Here is an 18,960-nt window from a genome sequence, read left to right as displayed (position 1 = left end):
ACGGTACCTGATCCTGCAATCTCACCATCAGACCGAAGAATATTCGGCTGCACACCTACAGGGGGAATCATGTCTGGCATAGCCGACCTCACTTTGTACGAGATCCTGGACGAACGCTTCAAGACGGGCCGGTGCGCCAACGGCGACGCCCGGCTGGAACGGCTCTACGACGACTGCCGCTGGGCAGAGGGTCCGCTGTACCTGCCGGCCTGGCGGCAACTGGTGTGGAGCGACATCCCCAACGACCGGATGCTCCGCTGGGACGAGGCGACCGGAGCGGTCTCCGTCTTCCGCTCGCCGGCCGGCCACGCCAACGGCAACACCCTTGACCGCGAAGGCCGCCTGATCTCCTGCGAACAGGGCAACCGACGCGTGACCCGCACCGAGCCCGACGGCAGCATCACCGTGATCGCCGACCGCTTCGACGGCAAGAGGCTCAACAGTCCCAACGACGCGGTGGTCCGCTCCGACGGCTCCATCTGGTTCTCCGACCCCGACTTCGGCATCACCAGCGACTACGAGGGCCACCGCGCGCCCGGCGAGATCGGAGCCTGCAACCTCTACCGGGCCGACCCCGCCACCGGAGAGGTACGCCTGGCCGCCGACGGCTTCCTCGGCCCCAACGGCCTGGTCTTCTCCCCCGACGAGAGCGAGCTGTACGCGGCGGACACCCGGGCGGGCCACATCCGCGCCTTCAAGGTTGCCGACGACGGCACCCTCACCGGTGACCGGGTCTTCACGACCTGCCCCGGCGTCGACAACATCCGCTTCGACGACGAGGGCCGGCTGTGGGTGGCCGCGATGGAGAACGGCGTCCACTGCTACGCCGCGGACGGCACTCTGATCGGCCGCCTGCGCGTCCCGGAGCCCGTCTCGAACATCGCCTTCGGCGGCCCCAAGAACAACCGCCTCTTCATCACCGCCACCACCTCCCTCTACTCGCTGGTGATGTCGGTGACCGGCCTCCCCCGCGTCCTGTGAGGCCGGCCGGGCGCCTGCCTACCGTGCGACGAACTGCGTCAGGATCGCCTGCACCTCATAGATGTCGACGCCCTTGGTGAAGGTCTTCTCGATCGGCGTCGAGCTCCCGGATATCCAGATCTTGAGCTCGGCGTCGAGATCGAAGTGACCGGCGGTCTCCACGGAGAAGTGCGTGATGCTCCGGTACGGGACGGAGTGGTACTCCACCTTCTTGCCTGTGAGCCCCTGCTTGTCGACGAGCACCAGCCGCCGGTCCGTGAACAGGATCGTGTCGCGGATCAGCAGGTAGGCGGCGTGCACCTGCTCCCCCTGCCCCAGCAGTCGGGCATAGTCCCGCTGCGCCGACACGGGGTCGACGGTGTGTGCGTTCCCGAACAGTCCCATGAGTGGCTCCCGTTTCCCAGCCTCGGACGATCTTCAAGAACCGTACCGACGCCGCCGGGTAGCCGGCGTCCCCCGCCAGAGCCATCCGGTCCCTGACATCTCCCGGGGGACCCCATCCCCTTCAAGGAGGACATCCCCGCACATGCGGGGACATACGACAGAGGCCCCGGACTTTCGTCCGGGGCCTCTGCCCTGCTGTGCACTCGGCAGGATTCGAACCTGCAACCTTCTGATCCGTAGTCAGATGCTCTATCCGTTAAGCTACGAGTGCTTGGGCTTCCCGGGGTTTTTCGCCCCGTTGGCCTTGCGAGAACAACAATACATGGACCTCGCCGGGACGCGAAATCCATTACCCAAACCCCTCCTGACCTGCGAAAACACTCCGGATGGAGATCGTCCGCACAAGTCGGCCGGGTGGGGCGACGGGACCGGTGCGCCCCGATGGGGTGCTCGGCCCCCACCGGAAGGCAAGCCCCGGAACGGGTCGAAGGCCGGGCGGCACCCAGGCCCTCAGAAGCGCGTCAACACTCTCTGGAACGCATCGAAGCCCCGGTCCGAGGGACCGGGGCTTCGACGAACTGCGGAGGCGGAGGGATTTGAACCCTCGATGGGTGGTAAGACCCAAACCGCATTAGCAGTGCGGCGCCATAGACCGGACTAGGCGACGCCTCCAGCACACCCCCGCGTACGAGGGTGCGTGCAGATGATGACACAGGCGCAGGGCCCCTCACCAATCCGCTCCCACGGTACTAGGCGGGACGGGCCCAGGGCAAAGCCTTATGGCGCTCCACCACACGCAACATCGGCGCGCTCGCGTCGTTGGTCAGGCGTATGACGTACGGACGACCTGGAGTGCCCCATGCTGCGTCTCGCCGCCTTCACCGTCACCTCGGCCCTGGCCACCGCGGCCGCCGGTCCGCTGCCCCCGCTTCCGCTCGGACAGCTGCTGGCTCCGCCCGACCGGCTGACCATGACCATGGCCGACACCGGCAACCGTCAGCTGGACCGGGAGTACACGCTCGAATGCGGCCCCGTCGGCGGCGATCACCCGCAGGCGCAGGGAGCGTGCGCGCGCCTGGACCAGCTCGCCGAGGAGGGGCGCAACCCCTTCGCCCCCGTCCCCCCGGACCAGATCTGCACCAAGCAGTACGGGGGGCCCGCCACCGCCCGTATCACCGGAACCTGGAACGGACGCAAGGTGAACGCAACCTTCCGCCGGACCGACGGATGCGAAATCAAGCGCTGGGACGAGTTGGAACCTCTGCTTCCGAGTGGGCGTTCCTGACCTGGGAGGATGCCCGCAAGGGACGTCGCCGGCCCCGCATCGGCCACCCCGCCGCGGGCCTGTGGCCTTAGACTCCTCCCGTGACTTGCCGGTAGTCGTTGGTCAGGGAGGAAGCTCGTCGTGAGCAGCAGGCCATCCCGAGGCGCTGCTCGCCTCGCAGCAATACTCGACGCCCTTCCGGACGCGCTGTTGCTCGTCAACGCCAACGGCACGGTCGTGAACGCGAATTCGATCGCGCTCGAGGTCATGGAGAGTCCCGGCACCGGACTGGTCGGCCGGGGCGTGCTCGACCTCCTGCCCGAGTTCGACTCCAAGCTGATCCCCGGCTCGATGCGCCGCCCCGGCGAGGACGACGGCGGCCGGACCAAGCCCAAGCGGATGGTCGCCCGCCGCACCGACGGCTCGGAGTTCCCCGTCGAGGTCACCAGCGCCCACCTCGACGGCCGCGACGCCTACCGCGAGCCGCAACCGACCTACACTGGTGACGAGCTCCTGATGCTCGTTGTCCGGGACCTCTCGCAGACCGTGGACACCGAAGCGGAGCTGGCCCGCTCCCAGCGGCAGACCGAGATGATCCTGCGCGCCGCCGCCGAAGGCGTCGTGGGCACCGACACCGACGGACGCGTGGTGCTCGTCAACCCGGCAGCCGCCCAGATTCTCGGCTACCGCGCGACCGATCTCGGCAACCGCGAACTGCACGGCCTGGTCCAGCACTCCCGCGCCGACGGCTCCCCCTTCCCCTTCGAGGAGTCCCCGCTGGCCGACACGCTGCGCAGCGGGCGCAAGCACCGCGTCCGCGGCCAGGTGCTGTGGCACAAATCCGGACAGCCGGTCGCCGTCGACCTGACCACCTCTCCCGTACGGGACGGGGAGCAGCTCGTGGGCGCGGTCATGACCTTCACCGACCGGCGCCCCTACGACGCCCTGGCCGCGCGGCATGCGCAGCTGCTCGCGGTCCTCGGGGACTCCCTGCGCGGGCCGCTGGACGAGCTGCGCGGCGAGCTGGCGACCCTGGCGGCCGACGACGCGGGCCAGCTGTGGCCCGAGGCCAACCAGCTGCTGCACCACCTGGCTGCCGGGTACTCGCGGATGACCACCCTGGTGGACAACGTGCTCGGCTTCCAGCGACTGGACGCCGGCCGCGAGAAGCTCGCCAAGAAGAAGGTCCTGATCAACGCTGTGGTCACCGCCGGCGTCGACGGGGCGGTCGAGCTGATCGGGCCCGGCCGTGCGCAGTTCGCGGTCCACGCGCCGACCATCGAGGCCGAGGTGGACGCCGAGTGGATCGCGACCGCCCTCGCGCACCTGGTCGCGGACGTCGCGGGCGTCGACGCCACCGGCAAGACCCGTCAGGGCAGCGGCTACAGCGACTCGACGATCGTGGTGGCCGCCGCGCAGCGCGGCGATGTCGTACGGATCGAGGTGCGCGGCCCGTACGAGGGCGGCAACCCGGTCCACGAGCCGATCGTCCGCGGCATCGTGGCCGCGCACGGCGGTGTGCTGCAGACGGTGGAGGTGCCGGGCGCACCCGGCGGGGCCTACGTGCTGGAACTCCCGCTCGGCGCGGGAGCCGGGACCGTGACCCTGCCCGAGCCGCCGGAGGAGCCCCCGGCGGGCACCGGACCGCACGGTGCCGTGGGGGCCGGGGGCGCGGCCCCCGGCAAGGTTTCCGGCGGCCGGCGGGGCCGGCGCGGTGTGGACGCCTTCCTGGAGGACGAGACCGGACCGGAGGCCGCCCGGGCGGGCCAGGGCGGAGGCGCACTGGCGCTGCCGTCGGGCCGGCGGCGGGCCGGCGAGGCCGGGCCGCCGACCGGGCTCGCACAGTCCCCGGTGAACCCGGCCGGGCTCGGTACCGGTCGCCGGCGCGGCCGGGCCGGCGACGACGGCGCGGAGAACGGCGGCACGCAGGAGCAGGCAGTCCCCGGTCGCCCCGTGGAGCCGCAGGGCACCGCCATGCCCGCGCTTCCGCCGGTGCCCGCGGTGCCGGTGAGCGAGCACCCGGCCGGCCGCCGGCGGGCGCTGGGGACGGCCGGTCCGGCGCAGCCCGGTGGTCCCGTGCCGGCGACAGGGCTCGGGCCGACGCCCGCCCCGGCCCGGCCCATCGCCCCGGAGGGCGGCTTCGCGCTGCCGGCCGGTCCGGCCTCCCCGGTTCCGCCCGCTCCGCCCGCCCCAGCCGGCCCCGGACTTCAGGGCGAGGGCGCGCCCGACGGCGAAGCACCGGCCGGGCGGCGTGCCCGCCGGACGCTGAGTGCCCCCGGCGCCGACCCCGAAGCACCGGTCGCACCGGCCGCACCGGCCGCACCGGCCGATGCTTCCGCTGAGAACCCGACCGGGCGACGGCGGGCCTTGGCCGGCGCCCCCTCGTGGCCCGTTCCGGGGGCCCGGAGCGCTGCCGACGATGACGGTGCCTCCGGCCACGTCCCGCTCCCCGGGGCCCGCCAGGCGCAGGACACCCCGGCGCAGGGGCAGGCCGCGCAGCCGATCAGCGTGCGGGCGCTGGGCACGCTCGGCCAGGGCATCGCCGTCGACCCGGCTGCGGCGGCCACCGCTGCGGCCTCGGGGTCGGGCCGGCGTCGCCGGCTGGCCGAGCCCAGCCCGCAGGGCCGGGCCTTCGCCATAAGCGCCCCCGAGGAGGGGGCCGAGGGCCCCGAGCCGCTGGACGGCCCCGGGGGCGCGGTCGAGGTGGTCAACCGCCCGGTGCCGCAGCCCGTGGACGACGAACTCCCGCCGGAGCCCCTGGACAACCCGCGCCGGCTCCTGGTGTGGCCGGCGCCCGACGTGCAGACGCAGCAGGCGCTCAGCGACCGCGGCTACCGCCCGGTGGTCGTGCACTCCCGCGAGGAGGTGGACGCGCAGATCGCCGCGTTCCCCGCCGCGCTGTTCGTCGACCCGCTGACCGGGCCGATCACTCGGACCGCCCTGCAGTCGCTGCGGCAGGCCGCCGTGGCCGCGGAGGTGCCCGTACTGGTCACGGCCGGGCTCGGACACGCCACGCGGGAAGCGGCGTACGGCGCCGATCCGGCCGTGCTGCTCAAGGCGCTGGCGCCGCGCGACAGCGAGCAGCACCCCTCGCGGGTGCTGCTGATCGAGGAGCGCGACGAGATCGCGACCGCGCTGACCGCCGCATTGGAGCGGCGCGGCATGCAGGTCGCCCGGGCGGGCGCGGACACCGACGCGGTGGAGCTGGCGACGCGGATGCGGCCGAACCTCGTGGTCATGGACCTGATGCAGGTACGCCGGCGGCGGGCCGGGATCGTGGACTGGCTGCGGGCGAACGGGCAGCTGAACCGGACCCCGCTGGTCGTCTACACGGCGACCGGTATCGATCCGGCCGAACTGCCGCGTCTGGCCTCGGGGGAGAGCGTGCTCTTCCTCGCCGAGCGCGCCACCACGGCGGACGTCCAGGGCCGCATCGTGGACCTGCTGGCCAAGATCGGCACCAACTAGCGATCCTGGCCCGATGGCCATCACCAACAACACGACAGAGCACTCCGTCCCCGCCGACAACGGCGAGGTGAACCTGCTCATCGCGCGACAGGTGGAGCCGGGGCACGAGGAGACGTTCGAGGCCTGGGCCCACGGGATCCTGGAGACGGCTGCCGGCTTCCCGGACCACTTGGGCTACGGGCTCTTCCGTCCTGCGACCGAGGGCGCGCCGTGGTTCCTGGTGCACCGCTTCCGCAACCAGGCGGCCTTCCAACGCTGGCAGGACTCACCGGAGCGGGCGCAATGGTTCTCCAACTGCCTGGGCCACCACCACACGGAGATAGCCCGCCGGGAACTGCACGGCATGGAGACCTGGTTCGCCAAGCCGGGTACGACCCGGCCCGCGCCGCCGCGGTGGAAGATGGCGATCAGCTCGGGGCTGGCCATCTTCCCGATCTCACTCGTCGGCAACGCGCTGCTCGGGCCGTACCTGGTGGATCTGCACTTCGTGCTGCGGACGGCCGCCTTCGCCGTCGTGTTCAGCACGCTGATGACCTACGTGGCCATGCCCGCCGTCAGCAGGCTGCTGCGGCCATGGCTCACGCGGGGTTGAGCCCCTGCCGGGGCGCGGGCGTCAGGCGAGCTTGGTGACGTCCAGTGCGCCATCGGCGTACTGCTGGCGGATCACCTTCTTGTCGAACTTGCCGACACTGGTCTTCGGGACGGCGTCGATGATCGTCCAGCGCTCCGGCAGCTGCCACCTGGCGATCGACTGCGAGAGGAAATCACGCAGTCCCACGTAGTCCACCGTCGCGCCTTCCTTGAGGACGACCGTCGCGAGCGGCCGTTCGCCCCACTTCTCGTCCGGTACGGCGACCACCGCGGCCTCGGCGACCTCGGGGTGTGCCATCAGCGCGTTCTCCAGCTCGACGCTGGAGATCCACTCGCCGCCGGACTTGATGACGTCCTTGGCCCGGTCGGTGAGGGTGAGGTAGCCGTCGGGGCTGATGACGCCGACGTCCCCGGTCTTGAGCCAGCCGTCGGCGCTGAACTTGTCCTCGGGCCGGAAGGGTTCACCGGCGGCGCCGCCGTAGTAGGCGCTCGCGATCCAGTTGCCGCGCACCTCCAGCTCGCCGGCCGATGTTCCGTCCCAGGGCAGCAGGTCGCCGCCGGGTCCGACGAGCCGGGCCTCGACACCCGCCGGGAAGCGGCCCTGCGTGATCCGGTAGGGCCATTCCTCCTCGGCGCTCAGGCCTGCCGGCGGGTGCGCCATGGTGCCGAGCGGGGAGGTCTCCGTCATGCCCCAGGCGTGGCAGACGCGGACCCCGAGCTTGTCGTAGGCCTCCATCAGGGAGGGCGGACAGGCCGCGCCGCCGATGGTGACCTGCTTCATCGAGGACAGGTCGCGCGGATGGGCGGTGACCTCTGCCAGCAGGCCCTGCCAGATGGTGGGGACGGCCGCGGCGTGGGAGGGCTTCTCCCGCTCGATCATCTCGGCGAGCGGGGCGGGCTGCAGGAAGCGGTCGGGCATCAGCATGTTGATGCCGGTCATAAAGGTGGCGTGCGGCAGGCCCCAGGCGTTCACGTGGAACTGCGGGACGACCACGAGAGTGGTGTCCTTGTCGGTCAGCCCCATCGACTCGGCCATGTTGACCTGCATGGAGTGCAGGTAGAGCGAGCGGTGGGAGTAGACGACGCCCTTGGGGTCGCCGGTCGTGCCCGAGGTGTAGCACATGGCGGCCGCCTGGCGCTCGTCCAGCTCGGGCCAGTCGTAGTCGTCGGAGCGGCCCTGGAGGAGCTCCTCGTACTCGTGCACGCGCACGTTCAGGCCGTCGAGCGCGGAGCGGTCGCCGATGCCGGTCACGACGACGTGCTCGATGGTCGGCAGGTGCGGCAGCAGCGGTGCGAGCAGGGGCAGGAGCGTGCCGTTGACCAGGACGACCCGGTCGGCGGCGTGGTTGACGATGAAGACGAGCTGCTCCGGCGGGAGCCGAAGGTTCAGCGTGTGCAGGACCGCGCCCATGGAGGGGATCGCGAAGTACGCCTCGACGTGCTCGGCGTTGTTCCACATGAGGGTCGCGATGCGGTCGTCCTGCTGCACGCCGAGCTCGTCGCGCAGGGCGCCGGCGAGGCGGGTGGCGCGGAGGCCGATCTCGGCGAAACTCCGGCGGTGCGGCTCTGCCTCCCCGGTCCAGGTCGTGACCTGGGACTTCCCGTGGATCGTCATCCCGTGACGAAGTATGCGGGTGACGAGGAGCGGTACGTCCTGCATGGTGCTGAGCAAAGCGTCCTCCCGGTGAGCGCTGCGGCGCTGCGGCGGCTACGGATGCTGCCGATTCTGCGCACGTACCGCTCGGTCTGTCACTACCCGAGGGTAGAAACCGCGTCGTGTTTCACGTGAAACACCTTCTCGTTTCACGTGAAACATCGACAGCTCAACGGACGGGGGTGAGCTCCGGGTCCTCACGGAGCTTGCCGAGCGCACGGGAGACAGCGCTCTTGACCGTGCCGACCGACACTCCCAGCAGCTCGGCCGTCTGCACCTCGCTCAGGTCCTCGTAGTAGCGCAGGACGACCATCGCCCGCTGCCGGTCGGGCAGCCGGGTCACCGCCCGCCACATCGCGTCGCGCAGTGCCTGGGTCTCGGCGGGGTCGGCGACGGGGGCCGACTCGGTCTCCGGGAGCTCGTCGCACACGAACTCGTCGACCTTCCGCTTGCGCCACTGCGAGGTGCGGGTGTTGACCAGGGTCCGCCGAACGTAGCCGTCCAGGGCGCGGTGGTCTTCGATGCGGTCCCAGGCCATGTACGTCTTCGCGAGGGCGGTCTGGAGCAGGTCTTCCGCGTCGCACGGATTGGGGGTGAGGGAGCGCGCGGTGCGCATCAGGACCGTGCCGCGGGTCCGGACGTACGCCGAGAACGACGGATACGGCGTCGGGTTCGAGGCGAGCGTGCACACAGGCGGGGTCATGTCTCCACGCTAGGAGCGCCCGACCCGCCTCGAATCGGCCGCAGGTGCCGATGGTGGATCCATCTCAGGTTGTAGGAGTAGGGCGATCCCCACCCCCTGAAGGTGGAGGGGGCGGGGTCCGGCACGGACCGGGGTCTCAGCCGTCGGCGCCGAGGATCAGTCCGGACGTCGGCACCCCGGTGCCGGCCGTGACCAGGGCGTGCGAGGCGCCCGCCACTTGGTTGACAGAGGCGCCGCGCAGCTGCCGGACGGCCTCGGCTATGCCGTTCATGCCGTGGAGGTACGCCTCCCCGAGCTGGCCGCCGTGGGTGTTGATCGGTAGCGCGTCCGCGGCGACGAAGTCCGCGGCCTCGCCCGGCGCGCAGAAGCCGAACCCCTCCAACTGCATCAGGACGAAGGGGGTGAAGTGGTCGTAGAGGATGCCGACGTCGACGTCCGAGGGCCTCAGTCCGCTGGTGCGCCACAGCTGGCGTGCGACGACGTCCATTTCCGGCAGCCCGGTCAGGTCGTCGCGGTAGAAGGAGGTCATGCCCTCCTGCCGGCGGCCGGCGCCCTGAGCCGCAGCGGTGATCACGGCGGGCGGGTGGCGCAGGGCGCGGGCCCGCTCCGTCGTGGTGACGACCAGGGCCTGGCCTCCATCGGTCTCCTGGCAGCAGTCCAGCAGCCGCAGGGGCTCGACGATCCAGCGGGCGGCCGCATGATCGGCGAGGGTGATGGGCTTGCCGTGGAAGTAGGCGGCCGGGTTGTTCGCGGCGTGCCGCCGGCCGGTGACCGCGACGTGCCCGAAGGCCTCGGGGGTGAGGTGGTAGGTGTGCAGGTAGCGTTGCGCGGTCATGGCCACCCAGGACGCGGGGGTCAGCAGCCCCCAGGGGAGCGACCATCCCAGTGCCGCCCCTTCCGCGGAGGGCTCGCGCTGCTGGACGCCGGAGCCGAAGCGGCGTCCGGATCGCTCGTTGAACGCGCGGTAGCAGACGACGACCTCCGCTACCCCGGTGGCGACGGCGAGGGCCGCCTGCTGGACCGTGGCACAGGCCGCGCCCCCGCCGTAGTGGATGCGGGAGAAGAAGGACAGCTCCCCGATGCCCGCGGCCTGGGCGACGGTGATCTCGGGGCTGGTGTCCATGGTGAAGGTGACCATGCCGTCGACGTCGGCTGGGGTGAGTCCGGCGTCGTCGAGGGCCGCGTGCACGGCCTCGACGGCCAGCTTCAGCTCGCTGCGGCCGGAGTCCTTGGAGAACTCGGTCGCACCTATGCCGACGATCGCGGCCCGGCCGCCGAGATGGTCGCGGGTGCGGGCGCTCATGCCGCCACCTCCGCAGTGACCGTTCCCGTCACGTGGTGGCCGAGGCCGTTGGCCCCGACGATCCGGATCTCGACGATGTGGCCGGCCACGGCGGTGACCGTGCCGCTGAGGGTCATGGTGTCCCCCGGGTGGTTGGGGGCGCCGAGGCGGATGGCCACCTTGCGCAGGACCGCGCGCGGCCCGAGATGGTCGGTGACGTAGCGGCCGACCAGACCGTTGGTGGTCAGGATGTTCATGAAGATGTCCCGGGAGCCCTTCTCCCGCGCGAGCTCCGCGTCATGGTGCACGTCCTGGTAGTCGCGGGAGGCGATGGCACCCGCGACGATCAGGGTGCGGGTGACCGCGATCTCCAGCGGCGGCAGTGTGTCGCCGATCTTCATGCCCGCTCTCCCTCGGCTATCGACGCTCCCAGTTCGGCCAGCAGCTCACTGCCGCAGCCGAGGTAGGCGTCCAGCTGGCGACCCCACAGGAAGTGCCGGTGGACCGGGTGGTCCAGGTCGGCGCCCGTGCCGCCGTGCAGGTGCTGGCCCGCGTGCACGACCCGCTTGCCCGCCTCCGAGGCCCACCAGGCCGCGGTCAGCGCGTGCTGGTGCGCATCGAGCCCCTGGTCGATGCGCCAGGCCGCCTCGTACGCGGTCACCCGGATCGCCTCGGTGTCCATGTACGCGTCGGCCGCGCGCAGCATGACCCCCTGGTTCGTGGAGAGCGGGCGGCCGAACTGCTCGCGGGTCGACGTGTACGCCACCGCGCGGGCGAGCGAGCCCGCGCACACACCCGCCTGGAGCCCGGCGAACGCGGTGCGCGCGACGGCGAGGGCCTGCTCGTACGCACCGGCGGACCCGAGCCGTTCGCCCTCGGCCGCGCTCAGGACCAAGCGGCCCGCCGACCAGGAGGCGGTGGTCTCGACGGGCGACGTCCGTACGCCGGGGGCGTCCGTCCGCACGAGCCACAGGGCCCGCTCGGCGTCCGGAACCAGGACGTGGGTGGCGTCGCGCAGCCAGGGCACCGCCGGAGCGGTGCCGGTGAGCCGGCCGTCCTCGGCGGCGATCCGGCCGCGGGCGGGAAAGGCTCCGGTGGCCACCGCGTCCCCGCTCCCCAGCGGGGGCAGTAGCCGGGCGCGCTGCTCCGCGCTGCCGTGGGCGGCGACGGGGAGGATCCCGTACGCGCAGGTGGCGGCGTAGGGGACCTGGGCGGTGGTGCGGCCCTGCTCCTCCAGCAGCAGGACCAGTCCCAGCAGGCCGATCTCCTCGACGGCGGTGGTGAGCCCGGCGGAAGTGAGGGCCTTCCACAGTTCGGCGTCGCTGCCGGTGCCGGCGGCGGCCAGGCGCTCGTGGGTGGCGAGATCGGTGAAAATCCGGGCGGCGAGACCGGCCGCGGCGGCCTGGTCCTCGGTGGGGTGGAAGTCCATCAGGCCTCGCCCCCGCGGAAGACGGGGAGTTCGAGGTCGTCGTCGACGCGCAGGAACTCCAGTTGGACGGGCAGGCCGATGCGCACCTTGTCGTACGGGACACCGGTGATGTTGCTGATCATGCGGACCCCCTCGGCGAGTTCGACGAGCGCGACCGCGTAGGGCGGGTCGAAGGCCGGGAACGGCGGGTGGTGCATCACGACGTAGCTGAAGACGGTGCCGGCGCCGGAGGCTTCGACCGTGTCCCAATCGGAGCCGGCGCAGGAGTTGCAGCCGGGGAGCCAGGGGAAGCGGAGGGTGGCGCAGGAGGTGCAGCGTTGGATGAGCAGCCGGTGGTCCCGCACCCCGTCCCAGAAACCCTGGTTGTCGCGGTTGACCACGGGCCGCGGCCGCAGGGTCGCGGCCTTCCTCCTGGGCTCGCGCTGCTGTGCCGGCCGGCCGGCGGGCGCGTACTTGAGGATGCGGAAGCGGTGGGTGCCGACGCGGCGGCCACCCGCCCGGACGTCCATCCGGGTCGTCACGAAGTGGCCGGCCCCCAGCCTGGTCGTCTTGCGCGGCGACACGGACTCGATGACGGCGTCGAAGGCGACCGTGTCACCGGGGCGCAGCGGGTGGAGGTACTCCTGTTCGCAGTCGGTGGCGACGACGGAGGTGAACCCCGCGCCGTCGAGGAGCGTGAGGAGCTCGTCGTAGGCGGTGGAGCGGTCGGAGTGGCCGGACAGTCCACCCATGGTCCAGGCCTGGAGCATGGTGGGGGGAGCGATGGCGTCAGGCCCGCAGTAGGCGGGGTTGGTGTCGCCCATCGCCTCGCACCAGTGGCGGATCATCGGCTCGTTGACCGCGTCCTTGCCGCGCCCGGCCGTGGCGGCCGGCTGCCCCTCGAAGGCTGCGAGCAACGCCTGGAACCGGGCCGCCTCCTCGGACGTACCCGTGGCGTCCGCCGTCATCGCTTCCTCCCCTTCATGCCGAGCCGCATCATGGCGACGATCTCCCGCTGGACCTCGCTCACGCCGCCGCCGAAGGTGTTGATCTGTGCGGCCCGGTTCATACGTTCGAGCTCGCCCCCCGCGAAGGCCGCGGGTCCCCGGACGAGTGCCTCCTCGCCCACGACCTCCTGGCACATCCGGTAGACCTCGACGGCGGACTCGGTGCCGAGGAACTTCACGCCGCTGGCGTCGCCGGGGGCGAGGCTGCCGCTTCCCACGTCCTGGACGAGGCGCCAGTTGAGGAGGCGTACGGCGGCCAGCCGCGCGTGGGCCTCGGCGAGCCGGTACCGCACCCAGGGGATGTCCCCCGGGCGCTGCCCGGTGACGGGGTCTGGGGTGCGGGCGTACTGCAGTGCGCGCTCGTAGAAGTCCTCGGCCTGCATGCCGATGGCGGCGAGGGCCACGCGTTCGTGGTTCAGCTGGTTGGTGATCAGCTCCCAGCCGCCGTGTTCGGAGCCGACGAGGTTCCCGGCCGGCACGCGGACGGAGTCGTAGTACGTCGCCGTGGTGGTGAGCCCGCCCACGGTGTCGATCGGGGTCCACGAGAAGCCGGGGGCATGGGTGGGGACGAGGATGATCGAGATGCCCTTGTGCTTGGGGGCCCGGGGGTCGGTGCGGCAGGCGAGCCAGATCCAGTCCGCGTTCTGGGCGTTCGAGGTGAAGATCTTCTGGCCGTCGACCAGCCAGTCGTCGCCGTCGCGGACCGCCCTGGTGCGCAGGGAAGCGAGGTCGGTTCCAGCCTCGGGCTCGGAGTATCCGATGGCGAAGACGATGTCACCCGCGAGGATCCGGGGGAGGAAGTAGTCCTTCTGCTCCCGGGTCCCGTACTTCATCAAGGTGGGGCCGACCGTGTTCAGCGTGACCATGGACACGGGTGCGCCGGCCCGGTAGGCCTCGTCGAAGAAGACGAACTGCTCCTCGGCGCCGCGCCCCTGGCCGCCGTACTCGACGGGCCAGCCGAGGCCGAGCAGTCCGTCGGCGCCGATCCGGCGCAGCAGCCCCCGCTGACGTGCCGGCTCCTCGGGAACCCCGTCGGGGAGCAGTGTTTGGAAGTAGGTCCGCAGTTCGGCACGGAGCCGCAACTGGTCGTCGGTCGGGGCGAGGTGCACGGAACAGGCCTCCCGGCATCGCATCATCGAGTAACTGACTGTCCGTCAGATCTACCGGCGGTGTCAAGGTCGGGAAGGGAAGGGCGGGGGAAGGAGGCAGCATTGCGACGGTCCTCCGCGCCCGGACATGCCGAAAAGGGCCGCGCCGTCCGGGAACCCCACCGTCTCCCGGGCCTGCGGCCCTGCAATGCCCGCTGTACGCCCCCTGCGCGCTCCCCGGCGCACGCCGGGGTGATCCATCCGTGCCCCGCTGCGGGGCACCGCGTGGCGCGATCCACGGTCTCGACCGACCGGGCTCCAGCGCCTGACTGCGTTCCTGCGTGTACGTGCGCTGCTCTGGCGTGCCTTCCGCCCACTTCCCTGCGTCTACTGCCGTGCGTCTACTACCTTGCGTCTACCGCCTTGCGTCTACCGCCTTGCGTCCAGTGTCGGACGCCTGCTCTCCGCACGGGGTTACGCGGCGAGTGCCAGCGTCTCGCGGGCCGCCGGTTCAGCGGTGGGGGCCAGGATGCGGGCGGCGGTACCCGGCGCGGCTCCCATGGCTGCGGCGGTGGTCGAGCGGCGGACGCCAGGGGTCTTGCCGTGAGCCTCGGCGCGGATGCGCTGCTTCAAGGTCGGCGGCAGCGAACCGCCCCGCATCACCTCCCGCCAGCTCCGCGGCGCCACGACGGCCGGCCGGCGGACGGTGGGGGTGACGGTCGCGGCGGCGGCGCCACCGGCAGCGGCGGCGGGAGCCGCCTTGCCGCCGAAGCCGAGGGCGGAGAGAACGGCCACCAGGGCCGCGAGGACGGAGGTCCAGATCGACGTGAGGATGGTGCGGTCAGTCATGACGGAGTGCCTCGATTCGCGATGGTCCGACGGGCGGATCTGAATACATTCGTCATGATGTGGGGGCAACCGCACTGCGCTCATCACACGCGCCGATCTTCCGACAAACACCACCCGGAAGGATCAATCAGACTTTTCCCCTCACCTTTCGGCCCCTGTGGGCGAACTTCCGGAGCCGCCCCGCACCAGCTCCGACCAGCACCGATGCGCCGCGTAGCGCCTACACACCGCCGGTCCGCCCGCAATCGGAGAATTCCCGACCCGCCCTTCCCCCGGCGGAGAGCTCGGGGCACGAAAGCGGCCCCCGACCGTGTGTACCGGTCAGGGGCCGTTCCTCTGCGGTGGGTGTGGGATTTGAACCCACGGTGACGTCGCCGCCACGACGGTTTTCAAGACCGTTCCCTTAGGCCGCTCGGGCAACCCACCTGGCCGGTACAGAGTACCGGCCGGGCGGGGGTGGCGGGGCGACGGTTCGATCAGGAGGCCTGCGCCTTGTCGTAGGCGGCCTTCGCCTCGTTGCCGAGGTAGGGGCCGTACATGCGGTTCGGCAGGAAGGTGTAGCCGAAGCTGTTCACCGAGACCTGGGTGCCGAGGCCGGTGGCCTCGTTGAAGTCCTGGAACCAGGGACCGCCGCTGGAGCCGCCGGTCATGTTGCAGCCCAGGCTGTGGTCCTTGGTGAGCAGGAAGTCCTTGCCGCTGTTGCCGCTGCAGTAGACAAGCTTCGTTCCGTCGTACGGGGCAGCCGCGGGGAACCCGAAGGAGTACATCCTCTTGTTGTAGCCGCCGTTGAAGAGGACGCCCTGGGCGCCGACGGCCTGGCTGAGGGTCTGGCCGTTCAGCGGGGCGACGACGGCGAGGCCGACGTCCATGTTCATGTCCTCGCTGGCCGCCCACTGGTCGGTGGCGAAGGTCTTGGTGGCCGACCACTGGCCGTAGGGTGCCGACCCGTTGTTGTAGGCGGGTACGAAGACCCAGTTCGTGTGCCAGGCCCCCTGGTACTTCACGCAGTGGCCGGCCGTCATCACCGTGCTGCCGTTGGCGCTGGTGATCGAGTTTCCGGAACAGGAGGCGGTGCGGCCGCCCATCGTGAAGAAGACCCGGCCCGACGTCTTCACCACCGCGCCACCGCCCGTCCAGGCCCCGCCGACCTGCGGGAACGCCGTGGGTGAGGCGGTGGACGCCACGGACGCGGCAGGGGTCGGGGCGATGGCGGTGGGGGCGGCGGACGCGGCCGCCGGGGTGCGGGCGGCGCCGGGTACCGCCGTCACGTCCAGCGGAGTGGCCGTGCGCATCCGCTCGGCGGTCCAGAAGCCCTGGGTGTGCTGCTGCCGGAAGGACGTCGCGGCGGCGTCCGCCGCGATCGAGGGGGTGGCCGCCGTCAGGACGCCCGCGACCAGGGCGCCCGCCGAGAGCAGGACGGACAAGGCCGTGCGATGACGATTCACGCATGACTCCTTCTGCCGTGCCCGGACCGGTCGGAGCCGGGCAGGGTGGGGGTGAAGAGCGGTCGGTGCGGATCGGCTGTGCGTGGTGCGTCGTACGTGGTGCGCCTTGCCGGGGCAGAGTGGCACGGCCCCGCGTCAATGTCAGCGGCCAGTCAGAACGTTCGGTCGGTTCCGGCCACGAAATGGCCAACTCCCAGCCGTTACGGCGTCATCCAGTGAGCATTACGCCCGCGTACGAGACCCCGGCGACGACCACCCACGCGCCGAGCCCCAGGGCCGCCGCCCGCCCGCCGGTCCGCCCCAAAGTCGGCAGATGGACCGCGCTCCCCAGACCGAACAGGGCCGCCGCCAGCAAAGCCTCCTGCGCCGTGTGCGCCCACTCCAGCGCTACGTCCGGCAGCACCCCGGTGGCGCGCAGCGCGGCCGCGGCCAGGAATCCGGCCACGAACAGCGGCACCGGGGCCGGCCGGCGCCCCGAGGGGGTCCGGACTCCGCGCCGCCGGGCCCGCAGTGCGAAGGCGACCGCCGCCACCAGCGGGGCCAGCAGGGCCACTCGCATCAGCTTGACCAGTACCGCCTCGCCGAGGGCGGCGGGGCCCGCGGTCTGCGCCGTTGCCACCACCTGGCCGACGTCGTGGACGCCGGCGCCCACCCAGCGCCCGAACGCCGGGTCGGAGAGGGCCAACGGGCCTTGCAGAAGGGGGAGGACGGCGATGGCGAGCGTCCCGCAGAGGGTGACCAGCGCCACTGAGGCCGCCACGTCCTCCTCGTCGCTGCCCGAGACCTCGCTCACCGCGCCGATGGCCGAGGCCCCGCAGATCGAATATCCCGTGGCGATCAGCAGTGGCTGGTCGCCCGGCAGCCCGAGCCGGCGGCCCAGCCAGAGAGTGCCGAAGAAGGTGGCCGCAACCACGCCAACCACCATGGCCACCGTGGCCCAGCCCAGCCGGAGCACCTGCTCCAGGCCCAGGCCCAGGCCGAGCAGGACGATACCGATGCGCATGAGCCGTCGGCCGGCCAGCGACAGGCCGGTGCGTGCGGTTCCCCGCACGAGGGGCCGCAGGCCGGGCAGATGCGCCACCGCGATACCCAGGAGCACGGACGCGGTGAGCATCGGTACGGCCGGTATGAGGCGGTGGAGACACCAGGCGACCAGTGCTCCGCAGGCGGCCAGCAACAACCCGGGCCAGGGGGACGCTGTTTCACGTGAAACAGGCTGAACCGCCGCGCCCTGTGGGCGTTGGAGGAGGGCCATCAGTCGACGGGAAGCTTGTAGACGCGACGGATGCTGGTGCCCAGGCGAGCCACGTCGGCGCCGTAGACATGCACGGATATCGCTTTGTTGGGACAGGAGTTGCGTACCTTGTGGATGTCACCGGGAGGTGCGAACCCACACACCTCGCCCTGGCCGTTGACGACGTCCTCGGTCGCCACCAGGCGGGCGGGGCCGACGCCCGGGGCGAGGCGGTAGCGGCGCTCGCTCTCCTCCCCCTGGTGCACGCCCGCCACGCACCACGACACGTGGTCGTGGATGCAGGTCTCCTGTCCGGGGAGCCACACCAACGCCACCACGGAGAAGCTGCCGTCGGACTCCGCGTGGAGGATGTGCTGGCGGTAGTGCTCGGGGTCGCCCTCCTGCTGCGTCGGCGTCAACAGGTCGGGCGCCCCGAGGTGCGGAGCAAGCCGTTCGCCCACCAGGTAGGCGGTGAGGTCGGGAGCCAATCCCCGCTCCACGACCGTGCGGATCTCACTGACGAGGGCGGCCATCCTCGTGGTGGTACGGGCCGGTGTGGTGGTGGTCATACGGGCAGCGTGCGCGCGCGGTTGCATCGCGTCCAACGACAGTTGTGACGGGAAATCCCAAGCAGCGCTTATGGGTTGGTCAGCAGCCGACCCGGTTTGCGGCTACCCGCTCCAACGCGTTCAGCACGACGGCCGTCGCCGGGACCCGCAGATGGTCACGGTAGACGTAGGCGGCGATGTGCCGGCGCGCCGCGGGCTGGAGCGCGCGTCCGCAGACCCGGCTCAGCGAGAGCGAGGGCAGGACCAACGCGGGCATCATGGCCACGCCCAGGCCCTGGGCCACCAGGCTCTGCACCACGAGGTTGTCGTCCGTGGCGAAGCGGATGTCGGGCACGAAACCCAGCTCCGCGCACTCGTGCAGCAGGTTCGCCCGGCAGCGCGGGCAGCCCGCGATCCACCGTTCCTCGGCGAGGTCGGCCAGGTGCACGGCCCGGCGCCGGGCGAGGGGGTGCCCGGTCGGCAGCAGCACCGTCAGCTGGTCCTCCAGCAGCCTGACCTCGGCGACCTCCTCCGGTACCTCCTCGTGCAGGCCGGGATAGGTGAAGGCCAGGGTGATGTCGCACTCGCCGCGCTCCAGCCGGCGCAGCGACTCGGGCGGCTCTCCTTCCAGGAGTTCCACCTGTATGCCGGGGTGGTCCTTGGCCAGACCGCTCAGGGCTTCGGGCACGAGGGTCACATTGGCGCTGGGGAAGCCGCACAGCCTGACGCGACCGGTGCGCAGGCGGGCGTAGGCACGCAACTGCGCCTCGGCGGCTGAGAGGTTGCCGAGGATGGTCTCGGCGTGCCGGGAGAGGGACTCCCCGGCCTCGGTGAGCTGCATCTTGCGGCCCACGCGCGTGAACAGCGGTGTGCCGACGGCGCGTTCGAGCGCTTTCATCTGCTGGGTGATGGCGGGCTGGGTGTACCCCAGCACGCGCGCGGCCGCCGAGTAGGAACCGGAGGCGACCACCGTGTGGAACGTCCGTATGTGCCGAGAATCGAACACGAGCGAAGCATAAGCGGACGTTGGAGGGGCCGTGGGCGGAATCCCGCC

17 protein-coding genes and 3 tRNA genes are annotated in these 18,960 nt (G+C 71.5%); 4 read left to right on the top strand and 16 right to left on the bottom strand.

Annotated features, from left to right (window positions below):
• Positions 1–69 precede the first annotated feature (69 nt).
• Positions 70–981 carry an SMP-30/gluconolactonase/LRE family protein gene (locus IF89_RS0106960; protein ID WP_030762752.1) on the top strand — a complete coding sequence of 304 codons (912 nt, stop codon included), beginning with the start codon at positions 70–72 and terminating at the stop codon, positions 979–981.
• Between the two features lie 18 nt (positions 982–999).
• Here IF89_RS0106960 and IF89_RS0106955 read toward each other — a convergent pair whose 3' ends face one another.
• From IF89_RS0106955 to IF89_RS0106945, 3 genes are all read right to left on the bottom strand, one after another.
• Positions 1,000–1,365 (bottom strand): PH domain-containing protein, encoded by a 366-nt coding sequence (locus IF89_RS0106955; RefSeq protein WP_030762749.1) that lies wholly within the window; start codon positions 1,363–1,365, stop codon positions 1,000–1,002.
• A gap of 198 nt (positions 1,366–1,563) precedes the next feature.
• Positions 1,564–1,636: transfer RNA gene (locus IF89_RS0106950), tRNA-Arg, on the bottom strand.
• A gap of 310 nt (positions 1,637–1,946) precedes the next feature.
• Positions 1,947–2,037: transfer RNA gene (locus IF89_RS0106945), tRNA-Ser, on the bottom strand.
• Between the two features lie 187 nt (positions 2,038–2,224).
• On the opposite strand from IF89_RS0106945, the gene IF89_RS0106940 reads away from it, so the two are divergent.
• From IF89_RS0106940 to IF89_RS0106930, 3 genes are all read left to right on the top strand, one after another.
• Positions 2,225–2,650: an SSI family serine proteinase inhibitor gene (locus tag IF89_RS0106940; RefSeq protein WP_030762746.1), complete on the top strand. Its 426-nt coding sequence runs from the start codon at positions 2,225–2,227 to the stop codon at positions 2,648–2,650.
• Between the two features lie 120 nt (positions 2,651–2,770).
• Positions 2,771–6,097: a PAS domain-containing protein gene (locus tag IF89_RS0106935; protein WP_030762744.1), complete on the top strand. Its 3,327-nt coding sequence runs from the start codon at positions 2,771–2,773 to the stop codon at positions 6,095–6,097.
• A gap of 13 nt (positions 6,098–6,110) precedes the next feature.
• Positions 6,111–6,689 carry an antibiotic biosynthesis monooxygenase gene (locus IF89_RS0106930; RefSeq protein WP_030762741.1) on the top strand — a complete coding sequence of 193 codons (579 nt, stop codon included), beginning with the start codon at positions 6,111–6,113 and terminating at the stop codon, positions 6,687–6,689.
• A 21-nt stretch (positions 6,690–6,710) separates the two neighbouring features.
• On the opposite strand, the gene IF89_RS0106925 is transcribed toward IF89_RS0106930, so the two are convergent.
• From IF89_RS0106925 to IF89_RS0106865, 13 genes are all read right to left on the bottom strand, one after another.
• Positions 6,711–8,360 carry a long-chain fatty acid--CoA ligase gene (locus IF89_RS0106925; RefSeq protein ID WP_030762738.1) on the bottom strand — a complete coding sequence of 550 codons (1,650 nt, stop codon included), beginning with the start codon at positions 8,358–8,360 and terminating at the stop codon, positions 6,711–6,713.
• A 151-nt stretch (positions 8,361–8,511) separates the two neighbouring features.
• Entirely contained in the window at positions 8,512–9,045 is a 534-nt protein-coding gene (locus IF89_RS0106920; RefSeq protein WP_030762735.1) for a SigE family RNA polymerase sigma factor, read from the bottom strand.
• A 136-nt stretch (positions 9,046–9,181) separates the two neighbouring features.
• The gene (locus IF89_RS0106915; RefSeq protein ID WP_030762731.1) at positions 9,182–10,348 is read right to left on the bottom strand and encodes a lipid-transfer protein; all 1,167 of its coding nucleotides are present in this window, start codon (positions 10,346–10,348) and stop codon (positions 9,182–9,184) included.
• Positions 10,345–10,728 (bottom strand): MaoC family dehydratase, encoded by a 384-nt coding sequence (locus tag IF89_RS0106910; protein ID WP_030762728.1) that lies wholly within the window; start codon positions 10,726–10,728, stop codon positions 10,345–10,347. Before IF89_RS0106910 ends, IF89_RS0106915 begins: the two co-directional genes overlap by 4 nt.
• A complete protein-coding gene (locus tag IF89_RS0106905) occupies positions 10,725–11,756 on the bottom strand; it encodes an acyl-CoA dehydrogenase family protein (RefSeq protein WP_030762724.1) in 1,032 nt (343 codons plus the stop codon). Before IF89_RS0106905 ends, IF89_RS0106910 begins: the two co-directional genes overlap by 4 nt.
• Positions 11,756–12,703 carry a bifunctional MaoC family dehydratase N-terminal/OB-fold nucleic acid binding domain-containing protein gene (locus tag IF89_RS0106900; protein ID WP_030762722.1) on the bottom strand — a complete coding sequence of 316 codons (948 nt, stop codon included), beginning with the start codon at positions 12,701–12,703 and terminating at the stop codon, positions 11,756–11,758. The genes IF89_RS0106905 and IF89_RS0106900 overlap by 1 nt, the downstream gene beginning before the upstream one ends.
• A complete protein-coding gene (locus IF89_RS0106895) occupies positions 12,700–13,851 on the bottom strand; it encodes an acyl-CoA dehydrogenase family protein (protein WP_030762718.1) in 1,152 nt (383 codons plus the stop codon). Before IF89_RS0106895 ends, IF89_RS0106900 begins: the two co-directional genes overlap by 4 nt.
• Positions 13,852–14,304: 453 nt before the next feature.
• Entirely contained in the window at positions 14,305–14,679 is a 375-nt protein-coding gene (locus tag IF89_RS37760) for a DUF6344 domain-containing protein (protein ID WP_043193183.1), read from the bottom strand.
• A gap of 339 nt (positions 14,680–15,018) precedes the next feature.
• A tRNA-Ser gene (locus IF89_RS0106885) sits at positions 15,019–15,105 on the bottom strand.
• Between the two features lie 50 nt (positions 15,106–15,155).
• Positions 15,156–16,124 carry a trypsin-like serine peptidase gene (locus IF89_RS0106880; RefSeq protein ID WP_030762715.1) on the bottom strand — a complete coding sequence of 323 codons (969 nt, stop codon included), beginning with the start codon at positions 16,122–16,124 and terminating at the stop codon, positions 15,156–15,158.
• Positions 16,125–16,332: 208 nt separating this feature from the next.
• Positions 16,333–17,379: a YeiH family protein gene (locus IF89_RS0106875; protein ID WP_030762713.1), complete on the bottom strand. Its 1,047-nt coding sequence runs from the start codon at positions 17,377–17,379 to the stop codon at positions 16,333–16,335.
• Positions 17,379–17,927: a cysteine dioxygenase family protein gene (locus tag IF89_RS0106870; protein WP_030762711.1), complete on the bottom strand. Its 549-nt coding sequence runs from the start codon at positions 17,925–17,927 to the stop codon at positions 17,379–17,381. The genes IF89_RS0106875 and IF89_RS0106870 overlap by 1 nt, the downstream gene beginning before the upstream one ends.
• A 79-nt stretch (positions 17,928–18,006) precedes the next feature.
• The gene (locus IF89_RS0106865; protein WP_030762710.1) at positions 18,007–18,912 is read right to left on the bottom strand and encodes a LysR family transcriptional regulator; all 906 of its coding nucleotides are present in this window, start codon (positions 18,910–18,912) and stop codon (positions 18,007–18,009) included.
• Between the last annotated feature and the right edge of the window lie 48 nt (positions 18,913–18,960).

It is taken from the genome of Streptomyces sp. NRRL F-2664, assembly GCF_000719345.1.
Lineage (GTDB): Bacteria > Actinomycetota > Actinomycetes > Streptomycetales > Streptomycetaceae > Streptomyces.
This window is presented reverse-complemented; position numbering and strand designations above follow the sequence as displayed.